Below are 21081 nucleotides of genomic sequence, written 5' to 3'. Positions count from 1 at the left end.
CGTTAGTGGTAATCTGCTTCGGTATTTTTAGGTTGCCACCACCACAAATAGAAACGTTTAATGATCCGTTTTATGTCATCTAAAATGATATAAAGCACGGGCACTAAAATCAGCGTGACTACTGTTGAAAATAAGATACCAAACGCTAATGAGGTGGCCATTGGGATCACAATCTTCGCCTGTAAGCTTTTTTCCATAATGATCGGGGCTAAGCCTACAAAGGTCGTTAAGGATGTCAAAATAATCGCTCTAAATCGATAACATCCAGCATCGATTGCCGATTGCAATATTGGTTTTCCTTCCTCACGAGCCTTGTTGACAAAATCAACTAAGATTAACGAGTCATTCACTACCACCCCGGCAAGCGCGACGATGCCACATAAGCTCAATACGCTCATCGACAATCCCAGCATAAAGTGGCCCACTAAGGCGCCAATCATACCAAATGGGATCACCGACATGATGATTAATGGTTGGCTGTACGATTTTAGCGGGATAGCCATTAATGCATAAATGGTAAACATGGCAAAGAAAAAGCCCTGTATTAAGCCTATCATGGCATTTTGCTCATCCAAACTACTGCCATCAAGTGATGCCGATACGTGCGGGTATTTAGCTGTTAGATACGGAATAAACTCTGACTGCACTTCATCAACCACTTTGCTCGGTTCAACTTTGTTTTTATTCGCATTGGCACGAATAGTAATCGCGCGGCGTCCATCAACCCGAGTAATTGACGCATATGAGTCACCTAATTCAACTGACGCGACACTGGAGAAGGGAACCGTTTGCCCATTCTTGGTGCGTATCATCATATTTTCAAGGTGACCAATAGTGCGTCGCTGCTCTAATGGATAGCGCACCATGACCTTCACTTCTTCTTTATTACGTAAAATACGTTGGGCTTCATAACCGTAAAATCCGTAACGCACCTGTCGAGCGAGATCTGATAGCGTAAGCCCCTGAGCTTCAGCTTCAGGTAAAATGTTCAGTCTTATTTCGTGACTACCTGATGAAAAGTTGTCTGAAATGTCATATACACCTTCGTAGGTGGCCAGTTTAGCTTTGATTTCTTTCGACGCTTCAGCTAATTGGTCTAAATCGCTGGATGTTAATCGAAACGATAAATCACCACCGGTATCATTGGTGCTGGCATTAATATTGAGTTTTTTGACCGATAATAGTTCAGGTAACTGTTTACGCCACTCTTCAGCGATAGTGACGCCGTCAACTTCACGATCTTCACCTTTGGTTAATTCAGTGAAGATAAATGCTGAGGTACGAGAGTTGAGTGACACAAAGCTATGTTTAACCACTGCAGAGCCATATTGCTCTTCCATTACCACATTCATTTTGTACAAGGCATCTTCAACCTGTTGCACTGTGGTTAAGGTGTTGAGCTCTGAGCTGCCTTCATCCATCTCTAATTGAACTTGGATAAAGTCTGATGGAATATCAGGAAAAAACACCCAGCGCACTTTACCACTTGCCACTAAGGCGATAGAGAGAATCAATACCCCAATAAACAGCGCCACAACGTTGTAGCGTTGCTTAATACAAGCCTCTAAAAAGTGACGATACTTGTGGTGAATAAAGAATTGTAACTTGTCGTTTAACGCCAGTTTGAAACGCGAAAATACATTTGTTGGCTTGGTTTTTTTACGTACTTTCATGTGCGCTAAATGAGCGGGTAAAATGAATTTAGATTCAATCAATGAAAACGCCAGGCATAAAATAACAATCATGCCGATCGACTTCCAAATGATCCCCATCGGGCCAGAAACCATGATCATAGGCACGAATGCTGCAATAGTGGTTAATACACCAAAGGTGGCAGGCATCGCCACTTTGTGTACACCGGTAATGACGTTGTTTAAAGAATGACCATTCTCTTCGACTTCGCTATAGGCACTTTCTCCAATCACAATGGCATCGTCGACGACAATCCCAAGGACCAAAATAAAGGCGAACAGGGTAAGCATGTTAATTGACATGCCTACCATAGGCATGAGCAACATGGCTCCTAAAAAGCATACTGGCAGACCCATCATCACCCAAAATGCGAGTTTAAGATCAAGGAAAAGTGCCAGAATGATAAAGACTAATAATGCGCCATAAAACATGTTAGATAACATCATGTTTAATCGGCCTTTGAGATAGTGGGTTAAATCTCCCCAGGTATCTAACTGCACGTTGGCCGGCAAGGTGCTTTGGCGGTCGGCAATATAGGTTTTAACTTGCTCTGAAATGGCCAGTGCATTTTGGTCATCAATACTGGTGATTTCAATAATGGCGGCGGGTTTGCCATTAAAGCGGGTATATCCAAGACGTTCTTCAAAGTCATCTTTAATTTCTGCCACCTGTGGCAGCATAATTCGACTGCCGTCGGGATTAGTTAATACGGCAATTTTGGCAAAATCTTCACCAGTATAAGCTTGACCTTTGGTGCGTAATAAAATATCACCGTCGCTGGCACGAATAGACCCCCCCGGTAAATCTATTGAAGAGTTCTGTACTGCTTGGGCAACTTGGCTAAAGCTTAATCCGTATTCTCGCAGTTTATCTTCTGATACTTCAATGCCAATTTCGTAGTCACGTACCCCGTTTAATTTGGCACGAGTCACCCCTGGAAGATCGGTGATATCTTCTCGAATCGATTTGGCAATTTCTTTCATGTCATGCAAAGAAATATCACCATATACCGACACCCAGATAACATTATTTTCTGGTTTTATCTGAAAAATATTCGGTTTTTCAATATTGTCTGGAAAAGTAGCGATAGCATCAATACGCAGCTTCGATTCATCCAATACCGATTGAACATCATAGCCATCATCGACTTCAATGGTCACTGAGCCCACGCCGTCACTGGCGACTGAGGTGATTTTTTTTATCCCTGACACATCTTGAATGGCTTCTTCAATCTTGATGTTAATTCCTTCCTCAATTTCCTGTGGCGCCGCACCTGGGTATGCCACATTCACGTTGATAAGGTTAAGGGTAAAACTTGGGAAAACTTCTTTGTTGATAAGTAATGCACTGAATAAGCCACCGCCAATCAACACTAACATTAATAAGTTTGCGGCAACGTTATTACGGGCAAACCAAGCGATGATCCCTGACTGATCTTGCATTATTTTGCTCCTGCTGTGCTGATTTCATCATCTGACACATCATCAGCAGGGCTAGGTTGCTCACCTTCACCTAAAACTTTTACTTTCTGGCCATCAGATAAATTAACCACATTGGTGGTTGAAATTCGTTCACCATCGGTGAAACTATCTTTGATATACACTTTGTCGATATCACTTTTGACAATATTCACCGAGCGCATTTCAATGATATTGTCAGGCTTAACGATGGCAACTTGAGAGTTTCTAACGACATGGCGTGGCAGTGACACGATTCCGCTTACGGTGCGGCCTTTAATCACAGCAGTAACAAAACTACCGTATTTTAATGGCAGTTTATTCAAGGTACTTGATTGAAGTAGATAAGGGTCGGTCACTTCAGCCACTAAATACACCATACGGTTTTGCTCATCGATGACATTTTCACTGCGGATAATGTTGCCTTCCCAGGAGATATCCTGACCAGCAAGTGATGCATTTAACGTGACTTGAGTATCTGGGTTGTCGATTGACTCTAAATAAGCTAAATCGCTATTGGTAAGAGGTAAACGTACTTCTGCTGTATTGGTGTCATAAAGCTCACCTAGGTTGGTGCCTAGGGTCACGTATTGGCCTAAATCGACTTTTCTTGCTTTTATAATGCCGTCAAATGGGGCACGTATTACGGTGCGCTCAAGATTTCGTTGTGCTCTTGCTAGCCCAGCTTGTGCAGATTTAACATTGGCTTGTTCTTTTTTAAGTTGTGGAATACGCAAACCAAGCTCGGGTGCGACGCCGTTATCAAAGTCTTTAAACTCAATTTTAGCCACTTCGCCACGGGCTATTTCTTCGTTAAGCATTGCCGTAGCTTGCGCGACATTTGCCTCGGCTTGCATTAAGTCAGCTTCATAATCTGAAGGTTCTATTAGCGCAAGTTGTTCGCCTTTTTTAACCATGCCGCCTGCGACAAAGTTTGGTGCGATACTTTGCAATCGCCCTTGAACCTCAGTGACTAATTGGGTTTTATATTTTGGGTTGACGACGCCGTAAGAGGGGAGGTTTAACGACACCGTTTGTTGTTCAACGGTCATGACCTCCACGATGGTCAATATTGCCGCTTCCTCTTTCTGCTCGGGTGTTTCTTGCGTCCCCATAAGCAGCATAGCTAATCCAATAAATACAATCAGGATAAAGAGGGGGGAGAGTCTTCTTAAAATAGTTATCATTCTTTTTGCGTATCCATGCTGAATTGTGACTGATGATATTAGCAAGTCGTAATTGATGTTTTTATCATCAATCAATTAACTGTTTTTTTATGCTTATCAGTATTATGCCTAAACTATCAGAATTTCAGGTTTACCTAAACAGCTTTAAGTAAATAAAGTGTATCAGGCTTGTTACATGGTTGGTTTTTTGTGACAACCTCAATCATAACAACGCTGAACTGTAGTGGGATAAGGTCATAAAGCAGGATGAGTTATTACTGTAAGTGGATTTTAATAGTGGGGTTAACCGCATTGATAATGGTAGGATGCAGGCATAAAAAAGCGAACCAAGATTAGGTTCGCTAGATTAGAATACCGCTAACATCATATAAAAGCAGGGTTTATTTCTTTTTCTTAAACTTTTTAGACGGCTTTTTTGCGTCTTTTGCGTTGGCTTTTTTCTTGCCAGGCACTTTGGCTTCTTTGTGCTTAGGGCGCAGCTCTTCAATTACCCGGCGCTTTAGTGGTTGCTCAATATAGCGCTCAATTTTACCTACAATACGAATATCATGAGCTTCAACTAAAGAGATTGCTGTGCCTTTCGCACCTGCACGACCGGTTCGACCAATGCGGTGAACATAGGTGTCAGCTGAACGTGGCATGTCATAGTTAATCACATGGGTAATATCATCTACGTCGATACCTCTCGCGGCCACATCGGTAGCCAGCAACACATTGACCTCGCCTTTAGTAAAACGACCTAATGCTTGGAAACGTTTTTTCTGTTCCATGTCTCCACGCATAAAAGCACAAGGAATATTGGCTTTTAATAATAACCCTTCAAGGCTAGCAACAACCTCACGAGTTTTGACGAACACGATAGTTCGTTTGACTTGCTCTTGTCGTAAAATATTACATAACAGGGCAAATTTATGCTCTTTGTCATCAGCTAAATGTGCCCATTGATGTATCTTGGCTTTTTCGCTGCGCGGTGCTTCTACATCGATAGTGATAGGGTCTTTTAACAGATCCCTTGCAAAACGCTCAACACCACTACCTTCTAATGTGGCAGAAAATAGCATGTTTTGTTTACGGCCCTGTGCTTCAATTGCAATCGCTTGAACGACTGAAGAGAAACCCATATCAAGCATGCGGTCAGCTTCATCAATAATCAGAATATCAACTTCAGTAGCATCGAATTTTCTTTTATCTAGGTATTCCATTAATCGACCTGGAGTGGCGATTAAAATGTCTACATTTCCTTCAAGTGCTTCTTCTTGAGGGCCGTAAGGTACACCACCGGTAATAATGGCGATGTCGAGATCCAAATCCGTTGCTAAATGGCAAGCATAACGGTGAATTTGACTAGCAAGCTCACGTGTTGGCGTTAACACTAATATACGCGCTTGACCTTCAAATCGACGCGGAAAATCAATAAGGTGTTGTAATGCTGGTAATAAGAAACTGGCTGTTTTGCCCGTTCCTGTTGGTGCACGCGCAAGAATATCCCGTTGCTCCATCGCCATAGGAATAGCTTCTTGCTGGACTGTGGTTGGGCTTTTATGGCCCATGGCTTTCAACGAATCTAATAACCTTGGGTCTAAATCGAAATCTTCAAATAACATGCGCGTGGGTCTCGCTTAAAAGTAGCCGAACATTATAACTGACGAATCACATAGGCTAAAGTTTTAAGTAGAAATCTCGACAGAAATCTATCATTTGGGCGGAGTAATGCCCCTGTTTATTACGAATATGCATCTGCCTATTAACAATAGGCAGCAGAGCTTTGCCATGTTTCACTGCTAATAATAAGCGGTTTGCAGGTTTTCCCTCAACACTACTGACGTCAACATATTCACAAATGTGTAATGGTGCTTGTGCCAAAGCCTGTTGGAATTGAGACCAGCTTTGAGTTGGAATAATCAGGCTTGCTGTGCCGTGTGAATGTAAAAGCTGCGCAATTGCGTTGAGTAATTCAATAAAGCTGAGTTGATCAGTATGCCTTGCTGTCGCTCTGGCAACATTTTGCGTTTGTGGCCCATTAGTAAAATAGGGAGGATTACAAATAATATGGTCAAAATGTGCTTGTGGATGCTGTAAAAATGATAAGCAGTAATTTTGAATGCTAGTGTGTAACAGAGTGATTTTTGTTGGCCATGGACTGCTATCAATATTTGCTTGGCAGTCATCACTCGCGGCGGAATCCAGTTCAATGGCGGTTACCTTTGCATCAAAATGGCTGCGTTGAGCAGCCATTAAACTCAATAATCCACTGCCCGCGCCAATATCCAGAATGTTTTTAGCTTCGGCTAATGGTGCCCAAGCACCTAATAACACACCATCAGTGCTGACGGACATACCACAGCGGCTGTCATCAATATGAAATTGTTTAAATGTAAATGGCATGCGGTTTACGGATAAGGGGCAGAAGATGCATTGTAGCAAAATATTTGGCTTTGTTAATTTGCTACATCTTTTCTGGCGGCTTTAAATAATATAGGGAGCACTGTACGGTTAGTTTCTAATTACTTAATTGTTAAATATTGTTATCGTTTTTTGTTGCCTGTTTTACTTATGTTTGGTGTTTTTGCGAGTTGTTTAAGCATAAAAATGTAAATTTGCAGTTTATCTTACTCCGCTATTGTGTACAGAAGTGTTCTTTGATATTAGTTTCAGCCTGTTTTGTCATAGTAAAACAGCGGTTCTATTTGTTTTAAGGGTTTTAAATGGCCTTTGAGCAAGCATCGTAGCCAAGAAAGTACTTTTTCTATACTGATTTTGGTAGGTTTTACTCGATAAATGTGTACATATATTTTTACAGCTTGTGTTTTGTTATAGATTAGCAGTAGCTAAATAGAATTTGATCACTTAAGTTGGTAAGAAACAAATACAATAAAATGAGACCTCATAGTGCAAACAACTAAATTATCGATTACCGATACCTTTGGCCTAGGATTTATGGCTTTCGCATTCTTTTTAGGCGCCGGAAACCTAATATTCCCGCCTTTTGCAGGCTTTTTAGCGGGCGAAAACATGTCGCTTGCGATGTTTGGGTTTCTTTTAACCGCGGTCGGTATGCCGCTGATCGGATTAATTGCGGTTGCTAAAGCTAACGGTAAAATTATGGCCTACTTGCCGTCATTTGCCGCTACGGCATTGGCGATTGCCATTTATATTATTATTGGCCCAGCGTTTGCTGCCCCAAGAACCAGCTTAGTTGCATTTGAAATCGGTGCCCGCCCTTTTATAGCTAACGCTGATGCGGTTGTGATGATTGCAGGCCAGTCAGTCAATATTGCCCAGCTTATCTTTACGTTAGTATTTTTTGCCATCGTGATGTTTATGTCACTCTTCCCTGGCAAATTATTAGACAACGTCGGTAAGGTGTTAACTCCTATTTTAATTGCATTGTTAGTTGCCTTAGCAATGAGTGTGTTGTTTTTATCCGGTTCTGAAGTCGGTGCGCCGACTGGTGAATACCTCTCTAGCCCTTTATCGAAAGGCATTATTGAAGGGTATAACACTATGGATACGTTGGCGTCGATTATGTTCGGTATGTTGATTATTGATTTGCTTCGTAAAAAAGGCATTGAAAATGCGGCTGATCAAACTAAGTATCTTATTCGCGCAGGGATCATTGCTGCATCAGGTTTAGCCTTTGTGTACATTTCACTGTTCTTTTTAGGTGCTTCAGCAGGTGATTTAGCCACAGGTGCATCCAATGGCGGGGTAATCTTAACAAATTATGTTGATTACCACTTCGGCACGTTAGGCATTGTAATGTTGTCGACTGTTGTAGGCTTAGCGTGTTTAACCACTGCAATTGGTTTAGTAACAGCGTGTTCTGAATTTTTTAATGAACTGCTACCAAAGATTTCATATCAACGTTTTGTGGTTTTTTTCAGTGTGGTTTGTGCCATCGTAGCTAACGTTGGGTTATCGCAGTTAATTTCTATTAGTATTCCGGTGCTGATGACGATTTATCCTGTCGCCATCGCACTGGTTTTGATTACTTTAATTACGCCTAAGTTTGCTCGTCCAGAGTTTTCGCAACGGTTAGTACTGAGCGTGGCGTTAGCTTTTGGTATTCTTGATGGTTTGAAAACCGCAGGTGTTGATATGTCAGCGTTTGACCTTTTACCTTTGCACGCTGAAGGTATGGCATGGCTATTACCTACGGCTATCGTAACCCTAGTGTGTTTGTTTTTACCTAAAAGCTCACAATCTGATTCAGTTGCTTAAGAGGCTTAGCGCCGAGTAAGCTGATATTTAACCGCTGGATATGCTAATCTACAGCCAGTATATCCGGCGTGTTAAACTGAGTATGACTTGAATTCTATCAACTATTCTCCAGATCCTATGATTGATCAGTTTCTTGACGACTTATGGTCAACTAAAGGGTTAAGCGATAATACCTTAGCTTCTTATCGCACTGATTTAGCCCATTTTGAACGTTTTGTCCTTAGTCAAAAATCCTCATTGCTTGAAGCTGATGGCTTGCTGCTAAAAGATTACCTCGCCTATCGCTTTGAACAAAAGTATGCCAAAACCAGTACCGCAAGATTAATGAGTAGCCTGAGACGTTTTTATGGATTTTTAGTGATAACTAAACGAATCAGCGTTGATCCGACAGCATTAATTAAATCTCCCAAACTGGTAAGAAAACTCCCTGATGCGTTATCAGAAGCGCAAGTAGATATCTTGCTTGGTGAACCCAATACAGATGATCCTATAGAGAGCCGTGATAAAGCCATGTTAGAGCTGCTATATGCAACAGGGCTAAGGGTGACAGAGTTAGTGAGTTTAACCATGGACCAAATCAGTTTACGTCAGGGCGTGATAAGGGTGATGGGTAAGGGCGGCAAAGAAAGGTTAGTGCCATTAGGCGAGCTGGCAATTGATGAGATTGAGCAATATTTGAAAACAGCCCGGCCAGAATTACTGCACATGAAACAGTCAGATGTGTTGTTCCCATCTAAACGTGCTCAGATGATGACTCGACAAACATTTTGGCACCGAATTAAATTGTATGCCTCCAGAGCGGGCATCAGCGTACATTTGTCACCGCACACGTTAAGACATGCGTTTGCGACCCATTTATTAAACCATGGCGCAGACTTAAGAGTGGTGCAGTTGTTATTAGGACACAGTGATTTATCGACCACACAAATATATACCCATGTAGCCAAAGCAAGGTTACAACAGTTGCACCAACAGCATCATCCAAGAGGTTAATCTACTAGGTAGTTTTTGGTTACATTAAAAAGTCTATCTCATAGTTGCGTTAATCTGAGTAAATCTGTAAGTTTTGCACTTAAAATCGGGTCTAGTTATGTCACCCGTGTAATTAGGAATTATCATGAAGTTATCAAAAGCATTCATTCTTGTCGCCAGTTTACTTGTGCCCGCAATGGCGCAAGCAGCATCAAGCTCTGACAATAAAGACAATGAGTTGAAACAAAAAATATCCGATATGTTAGGTGTTGAAGTCAGCACTATTCAGCCTTCACCGATTAGCGGTTTACAGCAAGTGCTAACAGACCGTGGTGTACTGTATATCACTGAAGATGGCTCTAAGCTTATTCACGGTAATGTTTATGATTTAAATAATCGCATGAAAAACTTAACCGAAGCGGCATTAGCAGGTCCTCGTATCGAGATGTTGAAGCCACTTGAAAAAGACATGTTGGTGTATAAAGCAAAAAATGAAAAGCATGTGGTAACTGTGTTTACTGACGTTGATTGTGGTTACTGTCGTAAGTTACATAATCAAATGGCAGAGTATAATGATTTAGGTATTACCGTGCGTTATTTAGCTTACCCTCGTGCCGGTATTCCGTCTGCTAATGCTGATGAAATGCAAGCTGTGTGGTGTGCAAAAGATCCATTGCAAGCTATGACAGATGCTAAAGCGGGTAAGAATATTAAAGCGGCTTCCTGTGATATTGATATCGCAAAGCAGTACCGTTTAGGCATGTCTTTTGGGATAAATGGGACGCCAGCAATCATACTGGAAGATGGTAGTATGATTCCGGGTTATCAGCCTCCAGAAAATTTATTGCAGGCTATCGAATCTAGATAGTAAGCTAATTTACTTCAGCCTACGAGCAATACAAATGAAACGTCCCTTTGTATTAGCTGCGGTTTCCTTTATATGTGAAGGCTTATCATTGGTAAGTTATTGGGGCGAAAATTTGCTTTGCTTTCAGGAAAATTAGTTTGACTAAAAGCAGGTGAACATTCGTTGTTTAAAGGATACGAGGTGAGCACTGGCTCACCTTTTTATTACTTTTTTTCTATCAAATCATCCTCATAGGATCTAAGGTTCGTTTTGTCGCATAAAATTATTCGTCGCCCTCACGTAGATGATTCACATCTACCATCTTCATTACCACCGCTATTGAAGCAGTTGTATGCTCGACGTGGAGTGGGACAGGATGATTGTGAACTGGTACTCGCAAAATTGTTGCGTCCAGATACGATGAAAGGGTTAGACATTGCCGCCAAAATCGTTGCAGATGCAATGCAGAACCAGCATCAGATCCTAATCGTCGGGGATTTTGATGCCGATGGTGCCACCTCAACCAGTGTGTGTTTACTAGCGTTAAAAATGATGGGGGCTACGCGGGTTGATTATCTTATTCCTAACCGTTTTGATTATGGCTATGGCTTAAGTCCTGAAATTGTTGCCGTGGCTCACAGTAAACAAGCACAATTACTTATCACCGTTGATAATGGCATTTCATCTATCGATGGTGTAAATGCGGCAAAGGCTTGTGGTATGCAAGTGGTGGTTACGGATCATCACTTACCTGGACACATTTTGCCTAATGCTGATGCGATCGTTAACCCTAATCAACCAGATTGCCAATTTGCCAGTAAATCCATTGCAGGGGTAGGGGTAGCATTTTATCTAATGACCGCCATTCGAGCTGAACTCCGCCAGCGTAATTGGTATGAATTACAAGGTATAGAACAGCCTAACTTAGCTATGTTGTTAGATATTGTAGCCCTAGGGACAGTGGCTGACGTTGTCTCTTTAGACCCGAATAATCGCATTTTAGTACAAGCCGGACTTCAACGAGTGCGTGCAGGGCGATGCCGCCCAGGAATAACGGCGTTATTAGAAGTGGCAAAGCGTGATCCAAGTAAAATTGTGGCTGCAGATTTTGGTTTTGCCGTGGGACCTAGGCTAAATGCTGCGGGGCGTCTTGATGAAATGGCATTAGGTGTCGAAACCTTATTGTGTGATGACATCATGCGCGCAAGGCGAATGGCGGCAGAATTAGACGGTTTAAATCAAGACCGACGCGATATTGAAGCCGGCATGCAACAAGAAGCATTAAAAAGTTTACAAACTATTGCGCTTAATGAAGCCACATTGCCCTGGGGATTAGCCTTGTTTCAGCCAGACTGGCATCAAGGTGTTATCGGTATTTTAGCATCAAGAATAAAAGACCGATATCATCGCCCCGTCATTGCTTTTGCCGATGCTGGTAATGGAGAAATAAAAGGTTCAGCACGGTCGATTAAAGGCCTGCACATGCGGGATGTATTAGAGCGAATTAATACTATGCATCCAGGTATGATCATCAAGTTTGGCGGCCATGCAATGGCGGCGGGATTGTCATTAAAAGCTGGTGCTTTAGATACGTTCAAACAAGTTTATGATGATGTAGTGCGTGATATTTTAGACTATGAGCAGCTTACAGGAGAGTTAATGTCAGATGGTGAGTTAGTTGCCGCTAACATGACATTAGATACAGCCTTCATGTTACGCAATGCAGGGCCTTGGGGCCAATCATTTGAAGAGCCCTTGTTCGATGGTTTTTTTAATGTAGTTCAGCAACGAATTGTGGGTGAAAAGCATCTTAAGCTTTTACTTGAAACTGAATGTGGTCAATTAATGTTAGATGGCATTGCGTTTAATGTTGATATGCAAACTTGGCCAGATGTGACCATTAAACAGGCCCGGGTGGTTTACAAGTTAGATGTGAATGAGTTTAGGGGGAATCAAACGGTGCAACTGATGGTGGAGTATATAGAACCTATGTAACCTAATGGGTATTTGAGGCCCTAAGCAAAGTACTTAGATTCAGTAAATGATAAATGTGATTAACAAAAAAGCCTCGCAATGCGAGGCTTTTTTGTTAATCACTTTATTAGTCGCTTCAAGCCACCAATGTAAATATGGTGCCCGAACCCGGAATCGAACCAGGGACACGAGGATTTTCAATCCTCTGCTCTACCGACTGAGCTATTCGGGCGACGGGATGCAATTTAAGGTTTTCTGTTGTTTGAGTCAACCGATTTTTTCAAAAATAATTCATATTTGAACGCGTGTGCTGGATAAAACAACGTTTCGGCTAACAAATCGACATTTGTGAGAGTAAATATTGTCATGCTTGGGTTATAGAAATAATAAAGAGTTTATTACCACTTAGCTGAGGAGATATTTTTGGGTCTGTAAATACACCTTAATATTGCATCCTGCTTACTTTCATTTACGCTGAAGCAGATTGTTGAGTATTAGGCTTGTGCATTAGCTTTTCTATCGCTATGCATTTACATCGATAATAAAGGAATACTTGATTTACGATGTGTGTTGCTATGGCTACATTCGTTTTTGCAGCCGTGCAACAATTTACAGTAATAATCACTTCATCTGTTATTTAGCACATGGTTTACCAAGATAGCTTACTCGTAACCAGACTGCAGATTAGGTACAAAAAAGGCCTCATAAAGAGACCTTTTACAATAAAAATAACGAGTGAAGTGATTAGTTACTCACTAATTCATTATTTGGAAAGTTAGCTTTCATCACGGTTAAGGTATTGGCTCTTAACTGTTCTTGACCTAATTCTTCATAAGCTATTGCCATAATTTCAAGGGCTGACTCAGCTTCAGGAGTTCCTGGGAATTTTTCTAATACCGTTTGTGCTCGGACGGCAGCAGCACTCCAAGCATTCATTTTGATATAGTATCTTGCTACATTAATTGAATAACGCGCTAAACGGTTTTTTAGGTACTGCATACGTTGCTGAGCATCTGCCGCGTATTTGCTATTTGGATAGCTTTTTAGTAAGCGATCAAAGTCTTTAAATGCATCTTCAGCGTTTTTAGGATCACGATCTGTGCGATCAATATTCATCATATCGTGAAATAAATAACTATCTGCCTGCATATTTGTTAAACCACGCATATAATACACGTAATCAACATTGGGGTGAGTTGGGTTTAAACGTAAAAAACGGTCGATATTGGCTAAACCAGAAGCGACATCATCCATTTTGTAATAAGCAAAAATCAGATCTAATTGAGTTTGAGTTTTATGTGGGCCAAAAGGATAACGCGAATCTAGCGCTTCTAAAGTACGAACTGCTTTAGAGTAGTTTCCTAACTCCATTGATGTTCTAGCTTGTGAATAAAGTACTTCTGGAGAAGCTTTACTCGTAAACTCGTCATCTTCGGGACTGCTGCTACAAGCCGTTATGGCTACTGAAAGTAATACTAGGGCGGCGCCTTTGGCTAATTTATACATACTTGAATTCAATTCTTTTATAAGTTGTGGTTAAGAATTTTTCCATTTCACGGTAAAATAGAAAACATCCGATTGTAACAGATACTACATTCACTTTGGACCCCAAAAAAGGGGTACGGTTCCTATGACACAAGAGATTAATCTAAAAAGCGAGATAACAGCAACCCAAACAGGGCAAAGAATTGACCAAGCATTGGCGATTCTTTTTCCTGATTACTCGCGCACACGCATCAAAGAATGGATTTTATCCGGTGCAGTTACCGTAGACGGTATCATAGTCGACAAGCCTCGGGAAAAGGTTTTTGAATCTCAGCTAATTGAAATTAATGCAACGCTTGAAGAAGAAGTTCGCGCATTAGCTCAAGACATCGATTTAAATATTGTTTACGAAGATGACTACATTATCGTAATTAACAAGCCTGCGGGTTTAGTTGTTCATCCTGGTGCGGGTAATGCCGATGGCACACTTATGAACGCATTACTGCATCATTGTCCAGATATTGAACACGTACCAAGAGCGGGTATTATTCACCGTTTAGATAAAGATACGACAGGTTTAATGGTGGTAGCTAAAACCGTTGAAGCGCAAACGCATTTAGTTGCAGCGCTTCAAGCCCGTGATATTGTTCGCGAGTATGAAGCTATCGTACAAGGCACTATGACCGCAGGTGGCTCAGTTGATGAACCTATTGATCGCCATCCAACTAAACGCGTTCAAATGGCAGTGATTAACGGTGGTCGTCCTTCCGTTACCCATTACCGTGTTGCGGAAAAATTCCGTGCACATACGCGTCTTCGCTTGCGTCTTGAAACTGGTCGTACTCACCAAATTCGTGTGCATATGGCCCATATTGGTCACGTATTGGTTGGTGATCCGGTTTATGGCGGTCGTCCTCGTCCACCTAAAGCGGCAAGCCCAGAGTTTTTCGAACTATTGAAAAACTTTAAACGCCAAGCACTGCATGCGGTACGTTTAGAACTTGCGCATCCCATCACCTGTGAAATCATGAGCTGGCAAGCGCCTATTCCTGAAGATATGGCATTGTTAACCAAGGCTTTACGTATTGATACTGAGTTAAATCCGGTTGAGTATCTATAAGTGTTAAAACCCGATTGGCCTTTACCTAATAATGTTGCTATTGCGTTTACTGACCGTCATGGTGGTTGTAGTTTGCCACCTTTTGACAGTTTAAACCTCGGGCTGCACGTAGGGGATGATCCTTTAAGGGTAAAGGCAAATCGGGATAAACTTGTTTCAGTGCTAAATTTACCTAGCGAGCCATTATGGTTAGAACAGGTACATGGTGTTGAGGTGGTGTCGTTTTCAGACACTGATCAGATCCCTAAAAATGATCAACAAGTGCCAATTGCTGATGGGAGTTATGCTAATCAATATGGGCAAGTGTGCGCGGTAATGACTGCAGACTGCTTGCCAATTTTGTTGTGTGATATACAAGGACAACAAGTGGCTGCAGTGCATGCTGGATGGCGTGGCTTATGCGCAGGCATAATCGAACAAGCGGTTAAGCGTTTCTCTGTGCCAGCATCAGAGTTAATAGCCTGTCTTGGACCGACCATTGGCCCTAGTATGTTTGAAGTTGGTAGTGAAGTGAAAAGCGCATTTGTCGCGCAACAACTTACGGCATCAAACTGTTTTATTGCACAAGCAGGTGCTGATGATAAATATTTAGCTGACATTGTTGGCTTAGCAAAATTACGTTTAGCAAGGCTTGGTGTTAGTTGCATATACAGTGTTGATCAATGCACCATGTCTAATCACGATTACTTTTCATATCGCCGAGACAAACAAACCGGCAGAATGGCCTCATTAATCTGGCTTAAATCCTAACTGTGCTTTTATTGTATAAAAAAGTTGCACTTTTTATACGAGTTAATGGTTCATACGCTTGAAATTGTCTTCTAACGCCCCCATCTTTTAGGTAACAGAATATCCATAATGGATATCCATTTTATGTATCAGATGTAGGAGGTTGTATGAGACTCGATCGTATGACTAATAAGTTTCAAATTGCCATTTCTGATGCGCAGTCATTAGCATTAGGACGGGATCATCAATTTATTGAACCTATCCATTTAATGATGGCACTGCTTAATCAAGATTCTGGTTCAATTCACCCTTTATTAACCCAAGCGGGTATTCGTGTCAGCGCGTTGCGCTCGTCATTAAGTCAAGAGCTTGAGCGTTTTCCACAAGTAGATGGCACCGGCGGTGACGTGCAATTATCGCAAGGTCTTATTCGCCTACTAAACTTATGTGACAAGTTGGCTCAAAAGCGCAAAGATAAATACATTTCATCAGAATTATTTATCCTTGCAGCCCTCGAAGGGAACGACCCTCTAGCCAAAGCATTAAAAGATGCTGGTGCATCAAAAGAGTTGATGGATAAAACCATCGAACAAGTTCGTGGTGGCCAAAAAGTAGATGATCCAAATGCTGAAGACCAACGCCAGGCATTGAAGAAATTTACGGTTGATTTAACTGAGCGAGCAGAGCAGGGAAAATTAGATCCTGTAATTGGCCGAGATGATGAAATTCGTCGCACTATTCAGGTTTTACAACGCCGGAGTAAAAACAATCCAGTGCTAATTGGCGAGCCTGGTGTTGGTAAAACGGCAATTGTGGAAGGTTTGGCCCAACGTATTGTGAATGGTGAAGTCCCTGAGGGGATCAAAAACAAGCGTGTGCTTTCTTTAGATATGGGCTCATTAATCGCGGGAGCAAAATATCGTGGTGAATTCGAAGAGCGCTTAAAAGCTGTTTTGAACGAATTATCCCAAGAAGAAGGCCAGGTTATTCTGTTTATTGATGAATTACACACTATGGTTGGTGCCGGTAAAGGCGAAGGCGCTATGGATGCGGGTAATATGTTAAAGCCTGCCTTAGCCCGTGGTGATTTACATTGCGTTGGTGCAACCACTTTAGATGAATATCGTCAGTATATTGAGAAAGATGCAGCGCTTGAGCGCCGTTTTCAAAAGGTGCTGGTGGATGAGCCTAGCGTTGAAGATACCATTGCTATTTTACGTGGTTTAAAAGAACGTTATGAACTGCATCACCACGTTGAAATTACCGACCCTGCAATTGTCGCTGCCGCCAGCATGTCGCATCGATATATTTCAGATCGAAAGTTGCCTGATAAAGCCATCGACTTAATTGATGAAGCCGCATCAAGCATCCGTATGCAAATAGATTCAAAACCTGAATCGTTAGACCGACTTGAGCGCCGTGCCATTCAATTAAAACTTGAAGAGCAAGCTCTGTCTAAAGAAACCGATGATGCTAGCCGCAAACGTTTAGACCATTTGCAGCTTGAACTTAAAGACGTAGAGTCAAAAGCATCAGAGCTAAACGAAATTTGGCACACTGAAAAAGCTGCCTTAGCAGGTACTCAACATATTAAAGCTGATTTAGAGCAAGCCAGAATGGATATGGATGTTGCTCGCCGCGCAGGCGATTTAACGCGTATGTCTGAGCTGCAATATGGTCGAATTCCAGAGCTTGAAAAACAGTTAGATTTAGCCTCACAAGCAGAAATGCAAGATATGACCTTGTTACGCAATAAAGTAACCGATGTTGAAATTGCCGAGGTATTATCCAAAGCGACAGGTATTCCTGTGTCAAAAATGCTTGAAGGTGAGCGAGAAAAACTGTTGCACATGGAGCAGGCATTACATGAGCGTGTGATCGGGCAAAATGAAGCCGTCGATGCTGTGTCAAATGCCATCCGTCGAAGCAGAGCAGGACTTGCCGATCCGCAGCGTCCTATTGGTTCGTTTTTATTCCTAGGGCCAACGGGTGTAGGTAAAACCGAGCTATGTAAATCATTAGCTAAGTTTTTGTTTGATACTGAATCAGCATTAGTGCGTATCGATATGTCAGAGTTCATGGAGAAACATACAGTATCAAGACTTGTCGGTGCCCCTCCAGGATATGTTGGTTATGAAGAGGGCGGTTATTTAACCGAAGCCGTGCGCCGTAAGCCATACTCCGTCATCCTATTAGATGAGGTTGAGAAAGCACATCCTGATGTCTTTAATATTTTACTGCAGGTATTAGATGACGGACGCTTAACCGATGGCCAAGGTCGTACCGTAGATTTCAAAAATACAGTCATCATCATGACATCTAACTTAGGTTCAGATCGTATTCAAGAAAGCTTCGGCATGGTGAGTTATGATGAAATGAAGCAAAGTGTCATGGAAGTTGTGATGCAAAACTTCCGCCCTGAATTTTTAAACCGGGTTGATGAGTCTGTTGTCTTTCATCCTCTGGATGCAAATAACATCAAGCATATTGCCAGTATCCAAATCGAATTGCTGCGCAAGCGTTTAGCTGAGAAGGATTTCGACCTATATGTATCAGACCAAGCACTGTCGTTAATTGCAGAAGCAGGATTTGATCCCGTCTATGGCGCAAGACCGCTAAAACGAGCATTACAACAGGAAGTGGAAAATCCGTTAGCGCAAAAATTACTGCGTGGGCAGTTAATTCCTGGCCAAACGATACGAGTGGATGTTGAAGAGGGGCAGTTGGTGTTTTTGCAATAACCTTTAATTAAGGTTGAATTAAAGGGAGCTAAGGCTCCTTTTAATTTTAAACAAGTGAGTTGTTCTATAATTAACGCGACTAATTACAAAACAGTTTCACTCGTTCAGCATTTTCAGCTCGCGCAGCTTGCTTATCTTCTTCTGTCATTGCGACGTCTTCACCTGTAACAGGGTCTTTTCTGGTAAGCCTATTATAGGTATCCAGTAAGCTCATGCTGTGTTTGGCATTTTCGCAGATCGATTCAGCTTGCTTAGCATCTTTCTCTTTAATAACTTTAGCTGACTTAGCTAAATCAGATTCTGGCTCTTTTTCTGCAGTTTTGCGAACAGCCGAAGCCGTTCCAATTTTTCTGGGTTCAATATCATCACTGCTAATTTGTTTCGCATCGACACCTATCGGCGCTTGCTGACTGTAATGCACTAAACCATCACTGTCGGTCCAGGTATAAATAGTCGTGGCCAAAGCTGATGGAAAAATAAACAGGCTTGCTACCAATAAAAGAAACGGTTTCATATAAGCATCCAAAGTATAAAGCTGGAATAAACGACTATCCTTGATGAAACAAAAATATGTTATCTTTAGGTAAAATCCAACTTATATTTATCATTAAGTCATTAGTGTATGCAAAATTCAGCAAATCAAACAACAAAAAACAAAGGTATCTACTTATTACCTAACCTATTTACCACAGCTGGCCTGTTTTCAGGCTTTTATGCGGTCATATCTTCCATGAATGGGCATTTCGAATCTGCAGCGATTGCCATCTTTGTTGCCATGATATGTGATGGCTTGGATGGTAGAGTTGCACGGATGACAAATACACAAAGTGATTTTGGTGCCGAATATGACAGCATGGCAGATATGGTGTCATTTGGAATGGCGCCAGCTATTCTTGCTTATAATTGGGCATTAAGTGATTTAGGCAAAATAGGTTGGATGGCTGCGTTTATTTACTGCGCAGCCGCAGCGCTACGACTTGCTAGATTTAATACTCAAGTAGGTTCAGCCGATAAACGCTTTTTCCAAGGGTTAGCAAGTCCAGCAGCCGCAGCCGTTATTGCAGGTAGTATTTGGAGCGGTTCAACTTATGGTGTTGATCCTACTAAAATAAGCTACTTAGCAGCATTTATTACAGCTCTTGTTGGTTTGCTGATGGTTAGTAACTTTAAATATCACTCTTTTAAAGATGTAGACTGGAAAGGTAAGGTTAACTTTTTAGTTATGATCCTAGTTGTTGCAGTATTTGCCATTATATCGGTTGAACCAGCAATTATCCTTTGTATAGGTTTCTATCTATACGCATTATCAGGTCCTTTCATTACCTTAAAAAGTGTCGATAAGATAAAGGTCGGCCATATTGTGGGAGATGATCCTTCAGATGACCCCACCGTTGATGAGAAAAAATAACCAACAAGATCACCTTAAATATCCGTCCTTAAGCAAGGATAATATGCAGCCCTTAAATATTTTAAGGTATTTAGGGTTAAAGTGACCCTCTATATAAGTCGTTTTAGTGCTGCCAATTCACTAAAAAATGCCATTATCTAAGATGAAACCATTAAAGCTGCGCGAAATAAAAGCGAATTGATGAATTCGTAATCGAACAAACCTCTTTTTTATAAAAAGTGCAAATTGCCACTTGCACAAAAATCTTAGCTCCCTATAATGCGCATCCACTGACACGGCACAGCGCGAAAGCAAAGCGCCATCCGAAGTTAATCACTTAGGAAGTCAGGTTGATTTGAAACATAAAGACTTCGGTTTTAACCTCAAATCAGCAGCGAAAAGAAAGTTTGAAAAAACACTTGACGCAGACACGGGAAAGCGTAGAATACGCAGCCCAAGCCAACGACCTAGCGTCTAACGGCGATGTTTGAAAAATTAACATCAACGCTCTTTAACAACTTAAACAAGAAATCTGTGTGGACATTCACAGGTATTGAGTTATTCGAAATTGCTTCTTCTTAGGAAGAGCAATCAAAAAATTTAAACTCAATGCAACGATGAATGTTCATAGCAATATGTACAAAAAGACTTTGTTAACTTCGGTTGATAAAGCAATCAGAATTCATTGAGCCGATTCTTCGGAATCAAAAAACTTTAATTGAAGAGTTTGATCATGGCTCAGATTGAACGCTGGCGGCAGGCCTAACACATGCAAGTCGAGCGGCAGCGGGAAGATAGCTTGCTATCTTTGCCGGCGAGCGGCGGACGGGTGAGTAATGCCTAGGGATCTGCCCAGTCGAGGGGGATAACAGTTGGAAACGACTGCTAATACCGCATACGCCCTACGGGGGAAAGGAGGGGACCTTCGGGCCTTCCGCGATTGGATGAACCTAGGTGGGATTAGCTAGTTGGTGAGGTAATGGCTCACCAAGGCGACGATCCCTAGCTGTTCTGAGAGGATGATCAGCCACACTGGGACTGAGACACGGCCCAGACTCCTACGGGAGGCAGCAGTGGGGAATATTGCACAATGGGCGAAAGCCTGATGCAGCCATGCCGCGTGTGTGAAGAAGGCCTTCGGGTTGTAAAGCACTTTCAGTAGGGAGGAAAGGTAGTAACTTAATACGTTATTGCTGTGACGTTACCTACAGAAGAAGGACCGGCTAACTCCGTGCCAGCAGCCGCGGTAATACGGAGGGTCCGAGCGTT

At 41.9% G+C, this 21081-nt stretch carries 14 protein-coding genes, 1 tRNA gene and 1 rRNA gene; 9 read left to right on the top strand and 7 right to left on the bottom strand.

Annotated features, from left to right (window positions below; genetic code table 11):
* Positions 1–2 precede the first annotated feature (2 nt).
* From ORI98_RS10310 to ORI98_RS10295, 4 genes are all read right to left on the bottom strand, one after another.
* On the bottom strand, positions 3–3134 hold the full coding sequence (locus ORI98_RS10310) for an efflux RND transporter permease subunit (RefSeq protein ID WP_261299102.1): 3132 nt from the start codon (positions 3132–3134) through the stop codon (positions 3–5).
* Positions 3134–4336: an efflux RND transporter periplasmic adaptor subunit gene (locus ORI98_RS10305; protein WP_261299103.1), complete on the bottom strand. Its 1203-nt coding sequence runs from the start codon at positions 4334–4336 to the stop codon at positions 3134–3136. The genes ORI98_RS10310 and ORI98_RS10305 overlap by 1 nt, the downstream gene beginning before the upstream one ends.
* A 380-nt stretch (positions 4337–4716) precedes the next feature.
* Complete coding sequence (srmB, locus tag ORI98_RS10300; protein WP_261299104.1) at positions 4717–5940, bottom strand: ATP-dependent RNA helicase SrmB; 1224 nt, start codon at positions 5938–5940, stop codon at positions 4717–4719.
* Between the two features lie 55 nt (positions 5941–5995).
* A complete protein-coding gene (locus ORI98_RS10295; protein WP_306135160.1) occupies positions 5996–6721 on the bottom strand; it encodes a tRNA1(Val) (adenine(37)-N6)-methyltransferase in 726 nt (241 codons plus the stop codon).
* Positions 6722–7225: 504 nt separating this feature from the next.
* Between ORI98_RS10295 and brnQ the strand changes: the two genes are divergently transcribed.
* The 4 genes from brnQ to recJ all read left to right on the top strand — a co-directional run bounded on the left by brnQ (position 7226) and on the right by recJ (position 12371).
* On the top strand, positions 7226–8557 hold the full coding sequence (gene brnQ, locus ORI98_RS10290; protein WP_306135159.1) for a branched-chain amino acid transport system II carrier protein: 1332 nt from the start codon (positions 7226–7228) through the stop codon (positions 8555–8557).
* Positions 8558–8674: 117 nt separating this feature from the next.
* Positions 8675–9550, top strand: a complete 876-nt coding sequence (gene xerD / locus ORI98_RS10285) for a site-specific tyrosine recombinase XerD (RefSeq protein ID WP_261299116.1) — start codon at positions 8675–8677, stop codon at positions 9548–9550.
* Between the two features lie 124 nt (positions 9551–9674).
* Positions 9675–10397, top strand: coding sequence for a bifunctional protein-disulfide isomerase/oxidoreductase DsbC (gene dsbC, locus ORI98_RS10280; protein ID WP_306135158.1), 723 nt, complete (start codon positions 9675–9677; stop codon positions 10395–10397).
* Between the two features lie 249 nt (positions 10398–10646).
* Positions 10647–12371, top strand: a complete 1725-nt coding sequence (gene recJ / locus ORI98_RS10275) for a single-stranded-DNA-specific exonuclease RecJ (protein WP_306135157.1) — start codon at positions 10647–10649, stop codon at positions 12369–12371.
* A 135-nt stretch (positions 12372–12506) separates the two neighbouring features.
* Here recJ and ORI98_RS10270 read toward each other — a convergent pair.
* Positions 12507–12582: transfer RNA gene (locus ORI98_RS10270), tRNA-Phe, on the bottom strand.
* A gap of 512 nt (positions 12583–13094) precedes the next feature.
* Positions 13095–13856: an outer membrane protein assembly factor BamD gene (locus ORI98_RS10265; protein WP_261299109.1), complete on the bottom strand. Its 762-nt coding sequence runs from the start codon at positions 13854–13856 to the stop codon at positions 13095–13097.
* A 124-nt stretch (positions 13857–13980) separates the two neighbouring features.
* On the opposite strand from ORI98_RS10265, the gene rluD reads away from it, so the two are divergent.
* The 3 genes from rluD (at position 13981) to clpB (ending at position 18425) form a co-directional block, all read left to right on the top strand.
* Positions 13981–14955, top strand: a complete 975-nt coding sequence (rluD, locus tag ORI98_RS10260) for a 23S rRNA pseudouridine(1911/1915/1917) synthase RluD (RefSeq protein WP_261299110.1) — start codon at positions 13981–13983, stop codon at positions 14953–14955.
* Positions 14956–15705, top strand: a complete 750-nt coding sequence (gene pgeF / locus ORI98_RS10255) for a peptidoglycan editing factor PgeF (RefSeq protein WP_306135156.1) — start codon at positions 14956–14958, stop codon at positions 15703–15705. It abuts the gene before it with no gap.
* Between the two features lie 146 nt (positions 15706–15851).
* Positions 15852–18425 (top strand): ATP-dependent chaperone ClpB, encoded by a 2574-nt coding sequence (gene clpB, locus ORI98_RS10250; protein ID WP_261299112.1) that lies wholly within the window; start codon positions 15852–15854, stop codon positions 18423–18425.
* Positions 18426–18504: 79 nt separating this feature from the next.
* Here clpB and ORI98_RS10245 read toward each other — a convergent pair whose 3' ends face one another.
* On the bottom strand, positions 18505–18939 hold the full coding sequence (locus ORI98_RS10245; RefSeq protein WP_306135155.1) for a DUF4124 domain-containing protein: 435 nt from the start codon (positions 18937–18939) through the stop codon (positions 18505–18507).
* 108 nt (positions 18940–19047) lie between these two features.
* Here ORI98_RS10245 and pssA point away from each other — a divergent pair, with 108 nt between their 5' ends.
* Positions 19048–19833: a CDP-diacylglycerol--serine O-phosphatidyltransferase gene (gene pssA, locus ORI98_RS10240; RefSeq protein ID WP_306135154.1), complete on the top strand. Its 786-nt coding sequence runs from the start codon at positions 19048–19050 to the stop codon at positions 19831–19833.
* 694 nt (positions 19834–20527) lie between these two features.
* A 16S ribosomal RNA gene (locus ORI98_RS10235) occupies positions 20528–21081 on the top strand; the annotation flags it as partial.

The organism is Shewanella sp. ULN5, from assembly GCF_030731885.1.
Classification (GTDB): domain Bacteria; phylum Pseudomonadota; class Gammaproteobacteria; order Enterobacterales; family Shewanellaceae; genus Shewanella; species Shewanella holmiensis.
The sequence above is the reverse complement of the archived record's forward strand: the minus strand, read 5'-3'. Positions and strand labels throughout refer to the sequence as shown.

Bases quoted from the DNA above. Each gene is read 5' to 3' on its own strand.
- ORI98_RS10310 (WP_261299102.1), bottom strand. From the start codon at position 3,134: ATGCAAGATCAGTCAGGGATCATCGCTTGGTTTGCCCGTAATAACGTT.
- ORI98_RS10305 (WP_261299103.1), bottom strand. From the start codon at position 4,336: ATGATAACTATTTTAAGAAGACTCTCCCCCCTCTTTATCCTGATTGTA.
- srmB (WP_261299104.1), bottom strand. From the start codon at position 5,940: ATGTTATTTGAAGATTTCGATTTAGACCCAAGGTTATTAGATTCGTTG.
- ORI98_RS10295 (WP_306135160.1), bottom strand. From the start codon at position 6,721: ATGCCATTTACATTTAAACAATTTCATATTGATGACAGCCGCTGTGGT.
- xerD (WP_261299116.1), top strand. From the start codon at position 8,675: ATGATTGATCAGTTTCTTGACGACTTATGGTCAACTAAAGGGTTAAGC.
- dsbC (WP_306135158.1), top strand. From the start codon at position 9,675: ATGAAGTTATCAAAAGCATTCATTCTTGTCGCCAGTTTACTTGTGCCC.
- ORI98_RS10265 (WP_261299109.1), bottom strand. From the start codon at position 13,856: ATGTATAAATTAGCCAAAGGCGCCGCCCTAGTATTACTTTCAGTAGCC.
- rluD (WP_261299110.1), top strand. From the start codon at position 13,981: ATGACACAAGAGATTAATCTAAAAAGCGAGATAACAGCAACCCAAACA.
- clpB (WP_261299112.1), top strand. From the start codon at position 15,852: ATGAGACTCGATCGTATGACTAATAAGTTTCAAATTGCCATTTCTGAT.
- ORI98_RS10245 (WP_306135155.1), bottom strand. From the start codon at position 18,939: ATGAAACCGTTTCTTTTATTGGTAGCAAGCCTGTTTATTTTTCCATCA.
- pssA (WP_306135154.1), top strand. From the start codon at position 19,048: ATGCAAAATTCAGCAAATCAAACAACAAAAAACAAAGGTATCTACTTA.